Origin of the sequence: Cellulosimicrobium sp. SH8 (assembly GCF_025818875.1) — a bacterium.
In the GTDB taxonomy this organism is placed as follows: domain Bacteria; phylum Actinomycetota; class Actinomycetes; order Actinomycetales; family Cellulomonadaceae; genus Cellulosimicrobium; species Cellulosimicrobium cellulans_D.
The window spans coordinates 117,930-134,399 of record NZ_JAMXMH010000005.1 but is presented as its reverse complement, the minus strand read 5'-3'; the positions used below and the strand labels follow the sequence as shown (position 1 = coordinate 134,399).

General features: G+C 74.2%; 18 protein-coding genes. 4 read left to right on the top strand and 14 right to left on the bottom strand.

Annotation, left to right across the window (positions count from 1 at the left end):
* Positions 1 to 157: 157 nt before the first annotated feature.
* Both NF338_RS08735 and pdxT read right to left on the bottom strand, forming a co-directional pair.
* Complete coding sequence (locus NF338_RS08735; RefSeq protein WP_264030401.1) at positions 158 to 916, bottom strand: YebC/PmpR family DNA-binding transcriptional regulator; 759 nt, start codon at positions 914 to 916, stop codon at positions 158 to 160.
* 6 nt (positions 917 to 922) lie between these two features.
* The gene (pdxT, locus tag NF338_RS08730; RefSeq protein ID WP_264030400.1) at positions 923 to 1,585 is read right to left on the bottom strand and encodes a pyridoxal 5'-phosphate synthase glutaminase subunit PdxT; all 663 of its coding nucleotides are present in this window, start codon (positions 1,583 to 1,585) and stop codon (positions 923 to 925) included.
* Positions 1,586 to 1,650: 65 nt separating this feature from the next.
* On the opposite strand from pdxT, the gene NF338_RS08725 reads away from it, so the two are divergent.
* On the top strand, positions 1,651 to 2,364 hold the full coding sequence (locus NF338_RS08725) for a hypothetical protein (protein WP_264030399.1): 714 nt from the start codon (positions 1,651 to 1,653) through the stop codon (positions 2,362 to 2,364).
* 44 nt (positions 2,365 to 2,408) lie between these two features.
* Here NF338_RS08725 and NF338_RS08720 read toward each other — a convergent pair whose 3' ends face one another.
* From NF338_RS08720 to NF338_RS08680, 9 genes are all read right to left on the bottom strand, one after another.
* Positions 2,409 to 2,972, bottom strand: coding sequence for an NUDIX hydrolase (locus NF338_RS08720; protein WP_264030398.1), 564 nt, complete (start codon positions 2,970 to 2,972; stop codon positions 2,409 to 2,411).
* Positions 2,973 to 3,031: 59 nt separating this feature from the next.
* Entirely contained in the window at positions 3,032 to 3,973 is a 942-nt protein-coding gene (gene pdxS / locus NF338_RS08715; protein ID WP_087472941.1) for a pyridoxal 5'-phosphate synthase lyase subunit PdxS, read from the bottom strand.
* Between the two features lie 189 nt (positions 3,974 to 4,162).
* Complete coding sequence (locus tag NF338_RS08710) at positions 4,163 to 4,825, bottom strand: hypothetical protein (protein WP_264030397.1); 663 nt, start codon at positions 4,823 to 4,825, stop codon at positions 4,163 to 4,165.
* Entirely contained in the window at positions 4,822 to 6,027 is a 1,206-nt protein-coding gene (locus NF338_RS08705; RefSeq protein WP_264030536.1) for a glycosyltransferase family 4 protein, read from the bottom strand. The genes NF338_RS08710 and NF338_RS08705 overlap by 4 nt, the downstream gene beginning before the upstream one ends.
* A gap of 2 nt (positions 6,028 to 6,029) precedes the next feature.
* Positions 6,030 to 7,004, bottom strand: a complete 975-nt coding sequence (locus NF338_RS08700; protein ID WP_264030396.1) for a phosphatidylinositol mannoside acyltransferase — start codon at positions 7,002 to 7,004, stop codon at positions 6,030 to 6,032.
* Positions 7,004 to 7,666, bottom strand: coding sequence for a phosphatidylinositol phosphate synthase (gene pgsA, locus NF338_RS08695; protein ID WP_264030395.1), 663 nt, complete (start codon positions 7,664 to 7,666; stop codon positions 7,004 to 7,006). Before pgsA ends, NF338_RS08700 begins: the two co-directional genes overlap by 1 nt.
* On the bottom strand, positions 7,666 to 8,220 hold the full coding sequence (locus NF338_RS08690) for an HIT family protein (protein WP_264030535.1): 555 nt from the start codon (positions 8,218 to 8,220) through the stop codon (positions 7,666 to 7,668). Before NF338_RS08690 ends, pgsA begins: the two co-directional genes overlap by 1 nt.
* A gap of 96 nt (positions 8,221 to 8,316) precedes the next feature.
* On the bottom strand, positions 8,317 to 10,344 hold the full coding sequence (gene thrS, locus NF338_RS08685; RefSeq protein ID WP_412846432.1) for a threonine--tRNA ligase: 2,028 nt from the start codon (positions 10,342 to 10,344) through the stop codon (positions 8,317 to 8,319).
* 129 nt (positions 10,345 to 10,473) lie between these two features.
* Positions 10,474 to 10,653: a hypothetical protein gene (locus tag NF338_RS08680; protein ID WP_087471974.1), complete on the bottom strand. Its 180-nt coding sequence runs from the start codon at positions 10,651 to 10,653 to the stop codon at positions 10,474 to 10,476.
* A 172-nt stretch (positions 10,654 to 10,825) separates the two neighbouring features.
* Between NF338_RS08680 and NF338_RS08675 the strand changes: the two genes are divergently transcribed.
* The 3 genes from NF338_RS08675 to NF338_RS08665 are packed head-to-tail and all read left to right on the top strand — an operon-like array spanning position 10,826 to position 12,739.
* Positions 10,826 to 11,257 (top strand): hypothetical protein, encoded by a 432-nt coding sequence (locus NF338_RS08675; RefSeq protein WP_087471973.1) that lies wholly within the window; start codon positions 10,826 to 10,828, stop codon positions 11,255 to 11,257.
* Positions 11,250 to 11,654, top strand: coding sequence for a hypothetical protein (locus NF338_RS08670; protein WP_264030394.1), 405 nt, complete (start codon positions 11,250 to 11,252; stop codon positions 11,652 to 11,654). The genes NF338_RS08675 and NF338_RS08670 overlap by 8 nt, the downstream gene beginning before the upstream one ends.
* Positions 11,651 to 12,739, top strand: coding sequence for a hypothetical protein (locus tag NF338_RS08665; protein ID WP_264030393.1), 1,089 nt, complete (start codon positions 11,651 to 11,653; stop codon positions 12,737 to 12,739). Before NF338_RS08670 ends, NF338_RS08665 begins: the two co-directional genes overlap by 4 nt.
* Positions 12,740 to 12,832: 93 nt before the next feature.
* On the opposite strand, the gene NF338_RS08660 is transcribed toward NF338_RS08665, so the two are convergent.
* The 3 genes from NF338_RS08660 to NF338_RS08650 are packed head-to-tail and all read right to left on the bottom strand — an operon-like array spanning position 12,833 to position 16,385.
* Positions 12,833 to 13,495, bottom strand: coding sequence for a TetR/AcrR family transcriptional regulator (locus NF338_RS08660; protein ID WP_264030392.1), 663 nt, complete (start codon positions 13,493 to 13,495; stop codon positions 12,833 to 12,835).
* Positions 13,492 to 15,294, bottom strand: coding sequence for an ATP-binding cassette domain-containing protein (locus NF338_RS08655; RefSeq protein WP_264030390.1), 1,803 nt, complete (start codon positions 15,292 to 15,294; stop codon positions 13,492 to 13,494). The genes NF338_RS08660 and NF338_RS08655 overlap by 4 nt, the downstream gene beginning before the upstream one ends.
* Entirely contained in the window at positions 15,291 to 16,385 is a 1,095-nt protein-coding gene (locus NF338_RS08650; RefSeq protein WP_264030533.1) for an ABC transporter permease, read from the bottom strand. The genes NF338_RS08655 and NF338_RS08650 overlap by 4 nt, the downstream gene beginning before the upstream one ends.
* Between the last annotated feature and the right edge of the window lie 85 nt (positions 16,386 to 16,470).

Here is a 16,470-nt window from a genome sequence, read left to right as displayed (position 1 = left end):
GGCGACGGACCAGCCAGCGGTGGGGCCGGGAGGTCGGTGCGCGGTCGTGGCGGGCCTGGCGGGAGCGGCGCGAGGCACGAGCGCCGCGGATGGTAGACCGCGCACCGACCTCCCGGCCCCACCGCGACCCGATCACCGGGACGCGAGCTGCGCCGGATCAGTCGTTCTCGAGCTCCGCCATGACCTCGTCCGACGCGTCGAAGTTGGCGTAGACGTTCTGCACGTCGTCGCTGTCCTCGAGCGCGTCGATGAGGCGCAGGATCTTGCGCGCGCCCTCGGCGTCGACCTCGACCTCCATGGACGGGTGCCAGATCGAGTCGGCGGAGTCGTACTCGATCCCCGCCTCCTGGATCGCGCTGCGCACGGCGACGAGGTCGCTCGCCTCGGACAGCACCTCGATGACCTCGCCGGAGTCGGTGACCTCCTCGGCGCCCGCCTCGAGCGCGGCGAGCATGACGTCGTCCTCGGTCACGCCGTCCGCCTTCGGCACGACGACGAGGCCCTTGCGCGAGAAGAGGTAGGACACGGAGCCCGGGTCGGCGAGGTTGCCGCCGTTGCGGCTGAACGCGAGGCGGACCTCGGAGGCCGCCCGGTTCTTGTTGTCGGTGAGGCACTCGACCAGGACGGCGATGCCGTTGGGACCGTAGCCCTCGTACATGATCGTCTGGTAGTCGACGGCGTCGGCGCCGGTGCCGGACCCGCGCTTGACGGCGCGGTCGATGTTGTCGTTGGGGACCGACGACTTCTTCGCCTTCTGGATGGCGTCGAACAGCGTCGGGTTGCCCGCGGGGTCACCGCCGCCCGTGCGCGCCGCGACCTCGATGTTCTTGATGAGCTTCGCGAAGAGCTTGCCGCGCTTGGCGTCGATGGCCGCCTTCTTGTGCTTGGTCGTGGCCCACTTGGAATGCCCTGACATGCGTTCCTACCCCTTCGCGATTCTGACGAACAGCTCGTGCACGCGCGCGTCCCCGGAGATCTCCGGGTGGAACGAGGTGGCGAGCAGCGATCCCTGCTGGACTGCGACGATCCTACCGGCGGCGGCCGCCGGGATGCCGGGCGCCTCGTGGTCGGGGATCCGGGCGAGAACCTCGACGCCCGGACCGACCTCCTCGACCCACGGCGCGCGGATGAAGACCGCGTGCACCGTGCCCTGCTCCGCGCGCGCCACGGCGCCGCCGTCGCGAGCGCCGTCCCGCGGCGCCAGGCCCTCGAACGCGAGGTCGGTCTCGAACGAGTCGACCTGCCGGCCGAACGCGTTGCGCCGGACCGTCACGTCCAGCCCGCCGATGGTCCGCTGGTCCTCGGTGCCACCGAGGATGCGGTCGGCGAGCAGGATCATGCCGGCGCACGAGCCGTAGACCGGCAGGCCCTCGGCGATGCGGGCGCGCAGCGGCTCGTCGAGCTCGAAGATGCGCAGGAGCTTGTCGATCGTCGTCGACTCGCCCCCGGGGAGCACCAGCCCGTCGACCGCGGCGAGCTCCTCGGGGCGGCGCACGCCGACCGTGCGCGCGCCGGCGGCCTCGAGCGCGGCGCGGTGCTCGCGCACGTCGCCCTGCAGTGCCAGGACTCCGATCGTGATCGTCACGAACGGGAATGATACGTCCGTCGGCGCCCGAGCCCGGCCACGGGGCTGTTGCTAGCCTCGCCGTCGTGACCACTCCGCCCGGCCCCGGACCGACACCGCCGTACCCCCCGCAGCAGCCGTCCGGGTACCCCGCGCAGCCTCCGTCCGGGTACCCCGGCCCCTCGACCCCGTACCCCGGCCTCCCGCCGCGCCCGCCGCGGAGCACGCGCGGCGCGACGATCCTGATCGTGGTCGGTGCGGTCCTGCTCGTGGTCGCGCTCGTCGCGGGGGTCCTCGGCGTCACGACCTTCCTGCGGGCGCTGCCGACGGGCGTGGTCGACGGCGCGGGCGCGCCCGGCTCCGCCGCCCTCGGCTCCGGCGACGTCCCGGGCGAGGCGGAGATCGAGCTGTCGGGCGGGCAGCCGTACAGCGTCTGGGCGGTCGTCCCGATCGGCGCCGACGGCTTCGACGTGGAGGACGTCACGGTGACGTGCCCCGACGGCGACCTGGCGGTGCGGCACCCCTCCGTCTCGGGGAGCTCCGGCTTCGGCTCGCACGAGGCGACGACGGTCGCCGAGGTCACCTCGCCGTCGACCCAGACCTGCACGGTGGCCGTCGCGCAGGGCGACGCCTCGCCCGGGGCGACCTTCGTCGTCACCGAGGGCTGGCAGTTCGGCGAGTTCTTCGCGACGGTCGGTGGCACCGTCCTGCTGTGGTTCGTCGCCATCGGTGGGGTGCTGCTGGGCCTGGGGCTCCTCGTCGGCGGGATCGTGTGGCGGGTCGTCGCCCGCCGGCGGTAGCCGACCCGCGCACGGCGGGTGCCCTGAGGTCGCCGGCGCCCGGCTCAGTCCTCGCGCGCGATCCCGAGGTGGTGCGTCACGCCGTCCCACCCGCCCAGCAGGGGGGCGACGAGGTCGGCCAGGCCCTCGGGGAAGACCTCGATCTCGACGCCGCGCAGGTCGTCGAGCGACCACCAGCGCATCTCGTCCACGACGTCGTGCTCGACGTCGGTCCACCCGTCCCGGCTCAGCTCGCCGCCACCGGCTGCCCCGGCCACGCGCGCGAGGTAGAGCACCTCGTCCTGGCGGCAGTGCTGGCGATAGAAGTCGAAGATCGCGCTGCGCGTGTAGACCGGGCCGACGAGCGCGCCCGGGTCGAGCCGGATCCCGGTCTCCTCGCGAACCTCGCGCAGCGCGGCGTCGCGGTCGCTCTCACCGGGGTCGACGCCCCCGCCGATGGTGAACCACCACGAGCGCTCGGGCTGGTCGACGTCGTGCCCGCGGGCCAGGAGGATCCGGTCGGCGTCGTCGAGGAGCAGGACGCGCGCGCCCCGACGGAAGTAGAGCCCGTCGTCCCCGAGAACCCAGTCGGGGCCCAGGGACGACGGCGCTCCGGCGGCCTCGGCCACGACGGCTCAGCCGTCCGTCGCCGGTACGACGACGGACGGCCGGGCCGGGGGACGCTCCGTCACCAGCCGCGCTCGGCGAACTGGATCGACCGCGCCGGCTCGTCGACGTTGATGCCGACCATGGCCTCGCCCAGACCGCGCGAGACCTTGGCGATCACGTCCGGGTCGTCGTGGAACGTCGTCGCCTTGACGATCGCGGCGGCGCGCTGCTCCGGGTTGCCGGACTTGAAGATGCCGGAGCCGACGAACACGCCCTCGGCGCCGAGCTGCATCATCATCGCGGCGTCGGCCGGCGTCGCGATGCCGCCCGCGGTGAACATGACGACGGGCAGCTTGCCCGTGGCGGCGACCTCCTTGACGAGCTCGTACGGCGCCTGGAGCTCCTTGGCCGCGACGAACAGCTCGTCCTCCGGGAGCGAGGTGAGGCGGCGGATCTCGGCGCGGATGGTGCGCATGTGCGTCGTCGCGTTGGAGACGTCGCCCGTGCCGGCCTCACCCTTCGAGCGGATCATCGCCGCGCCCTCGGTGATGCGGCGCAGCGCCTCGCCGAGGTTCGTCGCACCGCACACGAACGGGACGGTGAACTGCCACTTGTCGATGTGGTTGGCGTAGTCGGCGGGCGTGAGCACCTCGGACTCGTCGACGTAGTCCACGCCGAGCGACTGGAGGACCTGCGCCTCGACGAAGTGGCCGATGCGGGCCTTCGCCATGACCGGGATCGAGACGGCCTCGATGATGCCGTCGATCATGTCGGGGTCGGACATGCGCGAGACGCCGCCCTGCGCGCGGATGTCCGCGGGGACGCGCTCGAGGGCCATGACCGCGACCGCGCCGGCGTCCTCGGCGATCTTCGCCTGCTCGGGCGTGACGACGTCCATGATGACGCCGCCCTTGAGCATCTCGGCCATCCCGCGCTTGACCTTGGCGGTGCCGACGGCGCCGGCGCCCTCCGCGGTCGCGGCGCCCGGGGCGCTCTCGGCAGGGACGTTCTGGTCGGCCACGTTGGTCACCGGTACCTCACACCTTCAGGTCAGGGGAACGTCGCGCGCACGCGCACGGGACGCCGTCGAACAGGCTCGACGGCACATGCTCCCACGCCCTCCCATCCTATCGCCGGGGCGTCCACCCGACCCCGCCCCGAGCCTGCCCCCGGCACGCGCGCAGAGCGCCGCCGGCAGCCCGCGGAGGGGTCAGTCGGGCGTGCCCGCCGACGCGGCGGGGCGCACGAGGACGTCGGGCGCGGCGTCGTCGAGCTCGACGGTCGCCGGCATCGGCGCGTGCCCGGCGAGGTGGAACAGCCGCACCCACCACTTGCGCCGCACGCGCTGCGCCTGGGCGACGGCCTCGTTGTGGAACCGGCGCGCGAGCTGCGCGCGATACCAGGCGGCGGAGAGCGAGCCGAGGAGCTCGTCGCCGGAGGGACCGGACCGGAGCTCGGCGACGTCGTCGGCGTCCTCGAGGGCCGAGCGCAGCGTGGCCGTGAGGTCGCTCTCGGCGAGGGCGCGGGACTCGGCCATTCCCCCGAGGAGGCGCCGTGGCCGTGTCCCCTCGTCGGCCCCCCCGCCGCCCCCCAGGCCGGGCACCTGGTCGGCGAGCCGACGGGTGTCGTCGTCGTCGTCCAGGACGGCGTGCGCGGCCTCGGCGACGAGCATCGAGCTGGCCGGGTCGAGCTCGCCCGACGCCGCCAGGTCGACCGCGGCCGACGCGCGGCGCACGAGCTGCGCGTCGAGCGCCAGTCGCGAGGCCATCACCTTGCGGTGCAGCCGGTCGAGCCGCGACGCGGCGACCCACAGGACCCACGCCACCAGCGCAGCGACCACGAGGACGAGGACGGTGATCTCGGACCAGGTCATGAGCGACCTCCCTCGTCGTCGCGCGCCCGGCCCAGGAGGCGTCCGCCCCGGCGAGAGCGCGGGTCCTCGTGGACCGGGATGACCGCCTCGGACGCCGCGAGCACCGTCTCGTAGACGGCCAGCACCTGCGCGGTCACCGCGGACCAGTCGAAGCGCCGGACGAACTCGCTCGCGCGGGCCCGGTAGGCGTCGCGCCGCGGCGGGTCGGCGAGCACGTCGAGCACCGCGGCGGCGAGCGCCTCCGGGTCGCCCACGGAGAACAGCGCGCCCGCGGCGCCGTCGTCGAGCACGCGCCGGAACGCGCCGAGGTCGCTCGCGACGACGCACGCGCCGGCGCTCATCGCCTCGACGAGCACGATGCCGAAGCTCTCGCCCCCGGTCTGCGGTGCGATGTACAGGTCGACGGACGCGAGCATGCTCGCCTTGTCCTCGTCGCTCACGCCGCCGAGGAACTCGACCGACGCGGCGTGCTCCCCCAGCGCCTCGATCGCGGCCTCGCGGCCGTCGTCGCCGCGGCCCGCGACGAGGAACCGTGCGCCGGGGACCTTCGCGAGGATCGCCGGGATGGCGGCGGCCAGCACGGGCAGGCCCTTGCGGGGCTCGTCCAGGCGGCCGAGGAAGCCGATGGTCGGCGCGTCGGGCGTGCCCTGCCAGGCGGGGTTCGCGGGCGCGGACTCGAACGTGTCGACGTACACCCCGTTGGGGATGACGACGGCGTCCCCGCCGAGGTGGTCGACGAGCGTGCGCCGCGCGTCCTCCGAGACGGCGATGCGCGCGTCGATCTTCTCCAGGCTCTGCCGGACGAGCGGGTACGCGACCTGGAGCGCGCGCGAGCGCACGATCGAGGTGTGGAAGGTCCCGACGATCGGGCCCTGGGCGATCCACAGCGCGACCATGCTCAGCGACGGGTTCACGGGCTCGTGGATGTGGAGCACGTCGAACCGGCCCGCCTCGAGCCAGCGCCGGACCCGGCTCGCGCTCCGGGGGCCGAACGTCACGCGCGCGACCGACCCGTTGTACCGGACCGGGACCGCGCCCCCGGCGGGCGTCACGTACTCCGGGACCGGTGTGTCGTCGTCGGCGGGGGCGAGCACGGAGACCTCGTGGCCCTGGGCCATGAGCGCCTCGGCGAGGTCGCGGACGTGGAACTGGACCCCGCCCGGGGCGTCGAAGGAGTAGGGGCACACGATCCCCACGCGCAGGCTCATGCGACCCGGTCCGTCTCCTGCTCGCCCGCGGCGGCCCGGGTCTGGGCGTAGCGCGCGGGGTCGAGGTCGTCGACGAACACCTTCTGGAGCATGTGCCAGTCCTCGGGGTGCTCGTGGATCGCGACGCTCAGGGCGTCGACCCAGCCCTGGGTGGCCGCGGCGACGCGCTCGGCGCGCGGGACGTCCCGCGCGACCTCGACCTGCGGGAAGAAGCGGATGACCAGGCCCCACGGCGAACGGGCGGCCCGTCGGCGCGCACCGCGCAGGCGCTCGTAGTAGATGCCCGCGGGGACCAACGGGGCGCCGGTCGTGACGGCGAGCGCCGCTGGCCCGGCGGCGACGCGCGCCCGGTGACCGAACAGGTCGACCTCCACGCCGCGGTGGGTGAGGTCGCGGTCGGCGAGCAGCGGGATGATCCGTCCGGGCCTGCTCGCACCGCGCACGAGGTCACGGAAGACGTCCCCGTCGCCGAGGGCGAGGATCTCGAGGCCGATCGAGGTGCGGAACGCGAGGAACTCCTCGAACAGCTCGTCGGGCTTCAGCCGTTCCGCGACGGTGAGCACGGGCGCGATGTTCGGCGTCGCGTAGGCGCCCGCCAGGTCCCAGTTCCCCTGGTGCGACAGCGCCAGCACCGGGCTCCGGTCACCGTCGAGGTGCCGCCCGACGTTGTCGAGCCCGACCACCCGCACCCGCGCCCGGACCAGCTCCGGGCTCCAGGCGGGCAGGGTGAACGCCTCGCGGTAGTAGCGCATGTAGGAGCGCATGCCCGCGCGCGAGAGCGTGCGCAGGGCACGCGGCGAGAGCTCCGGGCGCACGCGCGCGAGGTTGCGCTCGAGCTGGCGCACTCCCCCGCCGCGCAGGAGCCAGGTCACGTCGGCGATCACGGTGAACAGCCCGCGCAGGACCGGTTCGGGAACCTTGCGCGCGTTGCGCCAGGCGAACGTGAACGCCTTGCCGGCGTCGAGGGCCATCAGCGACCGTCCTCCTTCTCCTCGGGGCGCGCGGCCGCCAGCGCGAGGGCCTGGCTGCGCACGGTGGCGACGCGCTGCACGACCGTGACCGCGCTCGCGAGCGCGAGCAGCCCCAGGACGACGACGAGCACGACGGGCGGGACGCCCAGGCCGACGATCCCCGCCGCGACGAGCGCGGCGACGAGCCGGTCGGCGCGCTCCGCGATCCCAACCTGCGCGGTCATGCCGACGCTCTCGGCCCGGGCGCGCGCATAGGGCACGACCGCGCCGAGCGCGAGGCACGCGAGCGCGACGCCGGTCCCCCAGGCGGCGAGGTCGGGGGTCAGGCGCGCGTCGTCCGCCCGGACGAACCACAGCGTGAGGCCGACGAACACGGCCGCGTCCGCGAGGCGGTCGAGCGTCGAGTCGAGGAACGCGCCCCACGGGCCGGACCGGCCCGCGCGGCGCGCCATGACGCCGTCGAGCACGTCGGCGAAGGCGCAGACCATGACAACCATGACCCCGGCGAACAGGTGTCCCGTCGGGAAGAGCCACAGGGCGCCGACGACGACGCCCAGGGTCCCGGTGATCGTCACCGCGTCCGGGCTCACGCCGATGCGGAGCAGGAGCGCGGCGAGCGGCGTGAACAGGCGCGTCGTGAGCGCGCGCAGGCGGCCGAACATCAGGCGCCCTCCCCGTCCGTGATCGGTGCGCCGGGCCAGGCGGCGGCCAGCCGCGCACGCGTGTCGCCCAGGAGCTCGGGCACGGCCTTGGTCTGCGCGACGATCGGCAGGAAGTTGGCGTCGCCCGCCCAGCGCGGCACCACGTGCTGGTGCAGGTGCGCGGCGATGCCGGCGCCGGCGACGGCGCCCTGGTTCATGCCGAGGTTGAACCCGTCCGGCGCCGACACCGCGCGCACGACCCGCATCGCGGTCTGCGTGAGGTGCGCGACCTCGACCGTCTCGGTCTCGGTGAGGTCCGTGTAGTCCGACACGTGGCGGTAGGGCACGACCATGAGGTGGCCCGGGTTGTACGGGTAGAGGTTGAGCACGACGTACGCGGTCTCGCCGCGCGCGACGATCAGGCCTTCCTCGTCCGACCGGTCCGGGATGCGGCAGAAGGGGCACTGCCCGCGCGAGTCGTCCGCGGGCTTGTCCTGCCCGCCGATGTACACCATGCGGTGCGGCGTCCAGAGCCGGTCGAGGCCGTCGTCGAACCGCGGGTGGTCTCCCGGCAGCTCGACCGTCGCCCCGGACCCGGGGTCAGGGGCGCCGCCCGGCGCGGCCGCGTCGGCCGCGCCGGGCGACCCCGTGCGCTCGTCGCTCACGCGCCGTCAGACCTGGACGCGGTCGCGGACGGCGGTGACGATGCGCTCGACGGCCTCGGCGACGGGCACGCCGTTGTCCTGACGGCCGTCGCGGTAGCGGAACGACACCGCGCCCGCCTCGGCGTCCTCGCCGCCCGCGATGAGGACGAACGGCACCTTCCGCGTGCTCGCGTTGCGGATCTTCTTGCCGAACCGGTCGTCCGAGTAGTCGACCTCCGCGCGGATCCCCTGGGTCTTGAGCTGCGCGACGACGTCGGCCACGTAGTCGTTGAACGGCTCCGCGACCGGGACGGCGACGACCTGGACGGGCGCGAGCCACGCCGGGAACGCGCCGGCGTAGTGCTCGACGAGGATGCCGAAGAACCGCTCGATCGAGCCGAACAGCGCGCGGTGGATCATGACCGGGCGCTGGCGCGTGCCGTCGGACGCCGTGTACTCGAGCTCGAACAGCTCCGGCTCGAAGAAGTCGAGCTGGATCGTCGAGAGCTGCCACGTGCGGCCGATCGCGTCCTTCGCCTGGACCGAGATCTTCGGGCCGTAGAACGCCGCGCCGCCCGGGTCGGCGACGAGCTCGAGCCCCGACTCCGTCGCGACCTGGCGCAGGATCTCGGTCGCCTCCTCCCACGTGGCGTCGTCCCCGACCGACTTCTCCGGGTCCCGCGTCGACAGCTCGAGGTAGAAGTCCTCGAGGCCGTAGTCGCGCAGGAGGTCGAGGACGAACGTGAGCGTCGACGACAGCTCGTCCTTCATCTGCTCGCGCGTGCAGTAGATGTGCGCGTCGTCCTGCGTGAAGCCGCGCGCGCGGGTCAGGCCGTGCACGACGCCCGACTTCTCGTACCGGTACACCGTGCCGAACTCGAACAGCCGCAGCGGCAGCTCGCGGTACGAGCGGCCCCGCGAGTTGAACACGAGGTTGTGCATCGGGCAGTTCATCGGCTTGAGGTAGTAGTCCTGGCCGGCGCGCTTGACGTTGCCCTCGTCGTCGAGCTCCTCGTCGAGGTGCATGGGCGGGTACATGCCGTCCGCGTACCAGTCGAGGTGGCGCGACGTCTGGAAGAGGTTCGCCTTGGTGATGTGGGGCGTGCTGACGAACGAGTAGCCCGCCTCCACGTGCCGCTTGCGCGAGTACTCCTCCATCTCCATGCGGATCGTCGCGCCGTTGGGGTGGAACACCGGCAGGCCGGAGCCGATCTCCTCCGGGAACGAGAACAGGTCGAGCTCGTTGCCGAGGCGGCGGTGGTCGCGACGCTCGGCCTCCGCGAGGCGGTCGAGGTACGCCTTGAGCTCGTCCTTGGTCGGCCACGCCGTGCCGTAGATGCGCTGGAGCTGCGGGTTCTTCTCGCTGCCGCGCCAGTAGGCCGCGGCCGAGCGCATGAGCTGGTAGCCGTTGCCGACCAGGCGCGTGCTCGGCAGGTGCGGGCCGCGGCACAGGTCCTTCCAGACCACCGTCTCGCTCTCGCGCCCGGCGCCGCGCACGTTGTCGTAGATCGTCAGCTCGCCGCCGCCGACCTCGACGCTCGCACCCTCGGTGTCGTCGGCCGCGCCCCCCTTGAGCCCGATGAGCTCGAGCTTGTACGGCTCGTGGGCCAGCTCGGCGCGTGCCTCGTCCTCCGTCACGACCCGGCGGCGGAAGGTCTGGCCCTCCCGGACGATCCGGGACATCGCCTTGTCGAGGGCCTTGAGGTCCTCGGGCGTGAACGGCGTCTCGACGTCGAAGTCGTAGTAGAAGCCGTCCGTGATGGGCGGGCCGATGCCCAGCTTCGCGTCGGGGTTCACCTGCTGGACGGCCTGGGCGAGCACGTGCGCGGCCGAGTGCCGGAGCACCGCGAGGCCGTCGGGCGAGTCGATGGTCACGCCCTCGACCACGTCGCCGTCGGCGACCGGCGTGTCGAGGTCCTTGAGGACGCCGTTGACGCGGATCACGACGACGTCGCGACGAGCGGCGAACAGGTCCGTGCCCGTCGTGCCCGTCGTCACCGTGGTCTCCTCGGCGTCGAGGGTGATGGTGAGGGGTGACGAGACGACGTCAGACACGTCCGTGCTCCGATCTGCTGGCGGGAGGCGCGTGGCGCGCCCGGTCAAGTCCTGCGGCCGGCGGGCCCTGCCCGACAGCACGAAGGGCGCCGTCGTGGACGGCGCCCCTCGATCGTACCGACCCGCAGGTCAGTCGTTCGCCTCCTTGGCCTTCTCGGCCAGGGTGTCGACGTGCTGGTCGACCGAGTCGGGCGCGACGGACTTGATCTTCTCCGCAACGTCGTCGATCCGGTCGTCGGTGAGGAACTCCTTCGCCTTGCCGAGGAGGTCGTCGAGTCCCCCCTGGCCCTTCGGTGTCTGCTCGCTCATGTCGGCTCCCTCGAGGGTGGTCGGTGCGCGCGTCCCGCGCGAGGCGCCGGGCCGTTCCCGCGCCCGTCGGGAACGCTACCTGCCCCCACGGTGCCCCGCGACGGGAGCCGCGCCGTCGGGCGCCCGCGCCGCGCCGCGCCGCCACGTGCCGCGGCCTGTCACAATCGTCGCCATGGACGACGACGTGGCTCCCGGCGAGCGGACGGCGAGGGTCTTCCGGCGCCGGCTCAACGAGCTCTTCGCACGCGGGCGCGGCGGGCGGCCCGTGACCAACCGCGAGGCTGCCCAGTGGATGACCGAACGCGGGTACTCGATCAACGAGGCCTACCTCAGCGCGCTGCGCGGCGGGCACCGCTCCTCGCCCAGCCTGCGCGTCGTCGAGGGCATCGCCGCGTTCTTCCACGTGAGCACGGGCAGCCTCGTCGACCCCGAGGAGAACCCCGACGACCGCCTCCGGGCCGCCCTCGCCGACGAGGGCGTCGAGCAGTTCGCGCTGCGCGCCCAGGGCCTCTCTCCCGAGAACGTCCGGGCGATCATCGAGATCGTCGACCGCGTGCGGCGCCTGGAGCAGCTTCCGCCCGTGCCGGACGACGACCGTGGATGACCTCCTGCGCTCCGCGGGCCTGGACCGCGCCCGCAGCGTCGAGGAGGCGTGCAGACTCGTCGCGGCGGTGCGCGGCCGTCCCCTCGAGGTCGTCGAGGGCGACCTCGGCCCCGGCGTGACCGGACTCTGGCTCGCCTTCCCCGAGCGCGACCTCGTCCTCGTCGACGCCCGCCAGACCCTGGCGGGGCCGCACCGCGACCACGTCGTCGCACACGAGCTCGTCCACGTCCTCGATGCGGCCGCCACCGCGGGCGCCCCGCGCGTCGGCGCGTGCCGCGACGGGTACGACGACCCCGACGAGCTGCGCGTCGAGCGCCTCGCGAGCGAGCTCATGATCTCGATCGCGTCCCACGGGAGCTCCGCGACCCGGCTCACGTCCCTGGAGCTGTACCGGTGAGCCACGCCCTCGGCCTCCTCGCCGTGGCGCTCTTCGCCACCGCGGCGGCGTGGACCGGCCTGCGCGCCCGCACGCGCGCCGACGCGACCCTCCCCGTCGGCCTGGGCTTCGTCGCGGTCGCCTCCGCGCTGCGGCTCCCGGTGGTGGCCGACGTGCTCAAGGAGCACGCACCCGCCGGGACGCACGAGGTCGCCAAGCACGTCGCGCTCGTCACCGGCTGCCTCTTCGTCGGCGTGTGGGCGTACAGCGCCACCACCGGGCGGGCACCGCGCACCCGGCACGTGGCGCTCGCGGCCACCGCCGTCGGGGCCGCCCTGGTCGCGCTCGCCGCAGCGAGCGGCCCCTGGACGACCCACGACCTCGACGCGCAGGTCCACGACCGCCCCCTCATGTGGGGCTACTGGGCGCTCTACTACGGGACGTTCCTGACGGCGACCGCGACCTTCGCCGTCTCCTGCCTGCGCACGCGCTCCTGCCGACCGTTGCGGCTGCGCTGGGGCATGGACGTGGCCGGGGCGGGCGCCGTCGTCGCCGTCGCGTGGGCCGTCGTGAGCTTCGTGGCGATGGTGCAGCACGAGCCGGGCAGCACCGAGCCGTACCTGGTCCTCGGCCTGCGGACGCGGTACCTCGTGCTCGCGGCGACGGTCCTGCTCACCAGCGGGATCGTGGGCCAGCTCGTGTCCTCCGCCGCGTTCGCGCGCGAGCGCCGCCGCGACCTGGGCCACCTCCACACGTTCCTCCGCGCCGTCGTGGGCGACGGCGGTCTGCGCGGGTCGAGCGCCGCGGTGGACGAGTACCACCGGACCATCGAGATCTTCGACGGGCTCACCACGCTCGCCCTCCACTCGCGACGCGACGACGTGGACCACGTGCGGATCGCCGTGCCCGGGAGTCCGCGCGAGGTGATCCTCGCGTACCAGCTCCAGGTCGCCGCGATCCGCAAGACCCGGGGCGACGCACCGAGCGTCGACCCCGACGACTGGTCCGGCCTCCTCGCCGACGACGACGCGCTGCGTCGGCTGGGCCGCGCGCTGCGCGACCGGACGAACCGGGAGGGGACGACCCGCGTCCTCGCGGGCGTCTGAGACGGGCCGCCGTGGCTCGACGCCAAGCTCCCCCTGCGCGCTTGGCCCCGCGCCGAGCCTCGGCCGGCGGGGCTCAACCTACAGACAGACGACCTACGGCGCAACATGCCTCTCAGTTGAAATCTCAACGTTTCCGGCACCGTGCGCGCGTTCGACGACGGCGCCCGGGAGCGGATCGGTGAGGTAGCCCTGGATCGTCGGTCCGACCGCCCCGACCACGGTCTCCGCGGAGGACCCCGCGAGCGGCTCGACCCGGAGCACGTACCGCGCGACGACCAGCCCGGCGAGCTGGCTCGCCATGAGCGCCCCCCGCCACGCGGCCCGGTGCGGGTCCGGCTCGCACCGCGCCACCGTCGGCCGCACGACCCTGGCCAGCACGAACTCGCGCAGCATCCGCGCCGCCCGCTCGGAGCTCGTCGCCGAGCGCAGGAGCGCGAGCGCGACCCGTCCGCGCGGCGAGTCCCAGGCGCGCAGGAGCGTGCGGACCACGTGCTCGCCCAGTCGCGCCACGTCGTCGGGCGCGCCGTCGAGGAGGAGCTCCTGCGGGTCGAAGGGCACGTCGACGGCTGCCTGGAAGAGCTTCTCCTTCGTCCCGAACCAGTGGTGCACCATCGCGGCGTCGACGCCCGCCCGGGCGGCGATGTCGCGGACGGTCGCGCGATCGTAGCCGTGCTCCGCGAAGGCGTCCCGCGCGGCGGACAGGATGTCGGACCGCGTGTCGGACGTGCCCGGGCGCCGCCCTCGCCGCCCGGTCACGCCGCTCCCGCCCGGGTGGCGGCCGCGCGGTCCACGAGCACCATGGTCTCCTCGAGCGTCGCCGGGACGACGTCGCACGTCGCGACGACGCCCGCCGCGGCGAGCGCGTCCCGGACCGTCGCGAGCGTCGTCCCCGCGACGCGCGCGGCCCGGCCGTCGAGCATGACGGGCAGGCCCGCGGCGTCGAGCGCCGCGAACGCCGCCTGCCAGTCCCGGGACCGCACGACGACCGCCTCGCGTCCGCCCACGACGTCGGCGACCGTGCCCGACGCCACGGACCGCCCGTGCGACAGGACGTGCAGGCGGTCGCACTGCTCGGCCTCCTGCAGGTAGTGCGTCGTCACCAGGACGCCGACGCCCGCGTCGGCCTGCTCGTGGATCGCGTCCCAGGCGCGGGCACGCGCGAGCGGGTCGACGCCGGACGTCGGCTCGTCGAGGACGAGGAGGCGCGGCGCGTGCAGCAGGGCGCAGTGGAACGCGAGCTGCCGCCGACGCCCCAGCCCGATCTCCGCGACTAGGCGACGGCGGACGGCCGCGAGCGCCTGCGGGAGCGCGGGCACGTCCCGCACCCCGTACACCGCCGCCACGAACTCGACGTTCTCCTCGACGCTCAGGTCGCCGGAGAGCCCGAGGCCCTGCGGGACGTAGCCGACCGACCGGCGGCCCGCACGGTCCGGTGGCGCACCGAGGACCTCGACCCGACCGCCGTCGAGCCGGTCGAGGCCGAGGATCATGCGCAGGAGCGTCGTCTTGCCCGCCCCGTTCGCGCCGAGCAGCCCCACCACCTCGCCGGGGCGCACGACGAGCGAGACGTCGTCGACGGCCACGACGTCCCCGAACCGCCGCTCGGCCCCCTCGACCCGGACGAGGGTCGCGCCCGCCGCGACCGCGCCGACCTCCCGCGGGGCCGCGGGCGCGGTCACCGCACCCGCCGCGCCGTTCCCGGCACCGTCCCTGCCGTCAGTCCCGTCCGCGCCACGACCGAGCGTGAGGGCGACGACGGCGTCCTCCAGGTCGGGGTCCACGGCGTCCCCGGACGGCGAGGGAGCGCCGTCGGGCCACCAGGTGTGGAAAGCCGGCCCGCGGCGCCACGTCCGCCCGTCCCGGCCCGCAGGCGGGACGGGCGCGACCGTGATCCGGCCCGGGGCGGCGGCGCGCACGTCGTCGGGCGTCCCGGACGCGAGGACGGTGCCCGAGTCGAGGACGACGACGTCGGCGGCCCGCTCGGCCTCGTCGAGGTACGTCGTCGTGACGAGGACCGCCGCGCCGGACGCGGCCGACTCCGCGACGAGCCGCCACAGCTCGACACGACTCACGGGGTCGACGCCGGTGCTCGGCTCGTCGAGGAGCAGGACGTCGGGCTCGTGCAGCATCGCGAGGCACACGCCGAGCTTCTGCCGCATGCCCCCGGAGAGCTGCGACCCGAGCCGGTCGCGCGCGCCGGCGAGCCCCGCGCGGTCGAGCAGCTCGTCCGCGCGACGTTCCCGGCGCCCCGCCGACATGCGGTACGCGTCGCCGACGAGCTCGACGTTCTCTGCCACGGTCAGCCCGGGCCACACCCCGCTCGACGACGGCTGGTAGCCGACCCGCTCGCGGGGCGGGGCGTCCACGGCCCCGCCGGCGACCGGTACCTGCCCGAGCAGCGCGCGCACGAGAGTCGTCTTGCCCGCCCCGTCGCCGCCCACGACCGAGGTGACCTGCCCGCGCGGGAGGTCGAGGTCCACGCCCGCGAGCGCCTGGACCACGTGCCCGTGCCCGGCACCGAAGGAGACGTCCAGCCCGCGCACGCCCCAGGTCACCGGAGCGCTCCGCTCGTCGCGGGGGCCGCGGCCGCGGGTGCGGCCGCGCGGCGTCGGCGGTGCTCCCGCGCGGGCGAGAGTTCCCGCGAGAGCCGCAGGACGGCCAGCCCGAACACGACCACCGCCATCACCGCGAGCACGACGAGCGGCAGCCACAGCGCGGACCACGACGCCCCGCGGACCATCACGCCCTGCGAGACCTCGGTGAACCACGTCAGGGGCAGGAGGTACCCGATCCAGCGCACCCCCGCCGCCATGGCGTCGAGCGGGAAGATCATGCCCGAGAGCAGGACCTGCGGGAGCATCGTCATGAGCGCGACCTGCACCGCCTGGCCGGTCGTCTGCGACACGGTCGAGATCAGCGCGCCGATGCCGAGCACCACGAAGAGGAACAGCGCGGCGCCCACCACGAACGGGGCCACCGGTCCCGCGAACGGCACGTCGAAGATCCACATGCCGAGCAGCGTCACGGCGACCATGTCCAGGCAGGCGAGCAGGAAGTAGGGCGTGATCTTGCCGAGGATCACCGCGGCCGGGCCGAGCGGCATCACCGCGAGCTGCTCGAACGTCCCCGCCTCGCGCTCCTTGACGAGCCCGATCGACGTGATGATCGTCCCGATGAACGTGAGGATGAGGCCGATCAGCGCCGGCACCATCACCCACGAGGTGTCGAGGTCGGGGTTGAAGAGGATCTCCGAGTCGACGGCGTCCCCGAGGGACGCGACGAGCACCTTCGCCGACTGCGCGGCGAACAGGTTGGACCCGTCGATGTAGACCGTCGGCCGGTCCTCCCCCGGCGCCGGCGCGACGACCGCGACGTCGCTGCGGTCGTCGCGCAGCGCCGCGCGGGCATCGGCGTCCGTGCCCGCGGGGTCGACGCTCACGACGTCGAGCGCGTCCGCGGCAGCCGGGTTCGCCTCGATCGCGCCGACCGCCTGCTCGGCACCCGGCCCCACGGCCGTGACGGTCAGCGTCTCGACCGTGAAGTTCGCCGCGAACCCGAAGACGACGAGCAGCAGCAGCGGCATCCCGACGAGCATCGCGACCGTGCGCCGGTCCCGGCGCAGCTCACGGAACTCCTTGACGACCATCGCGCGCACGGTGACCTCCTGGGGAGCGACCGTCCCGGGAGCCCGGAGGCGGAATTCAACGACTGTTGAACTCCACGCTAGAGCC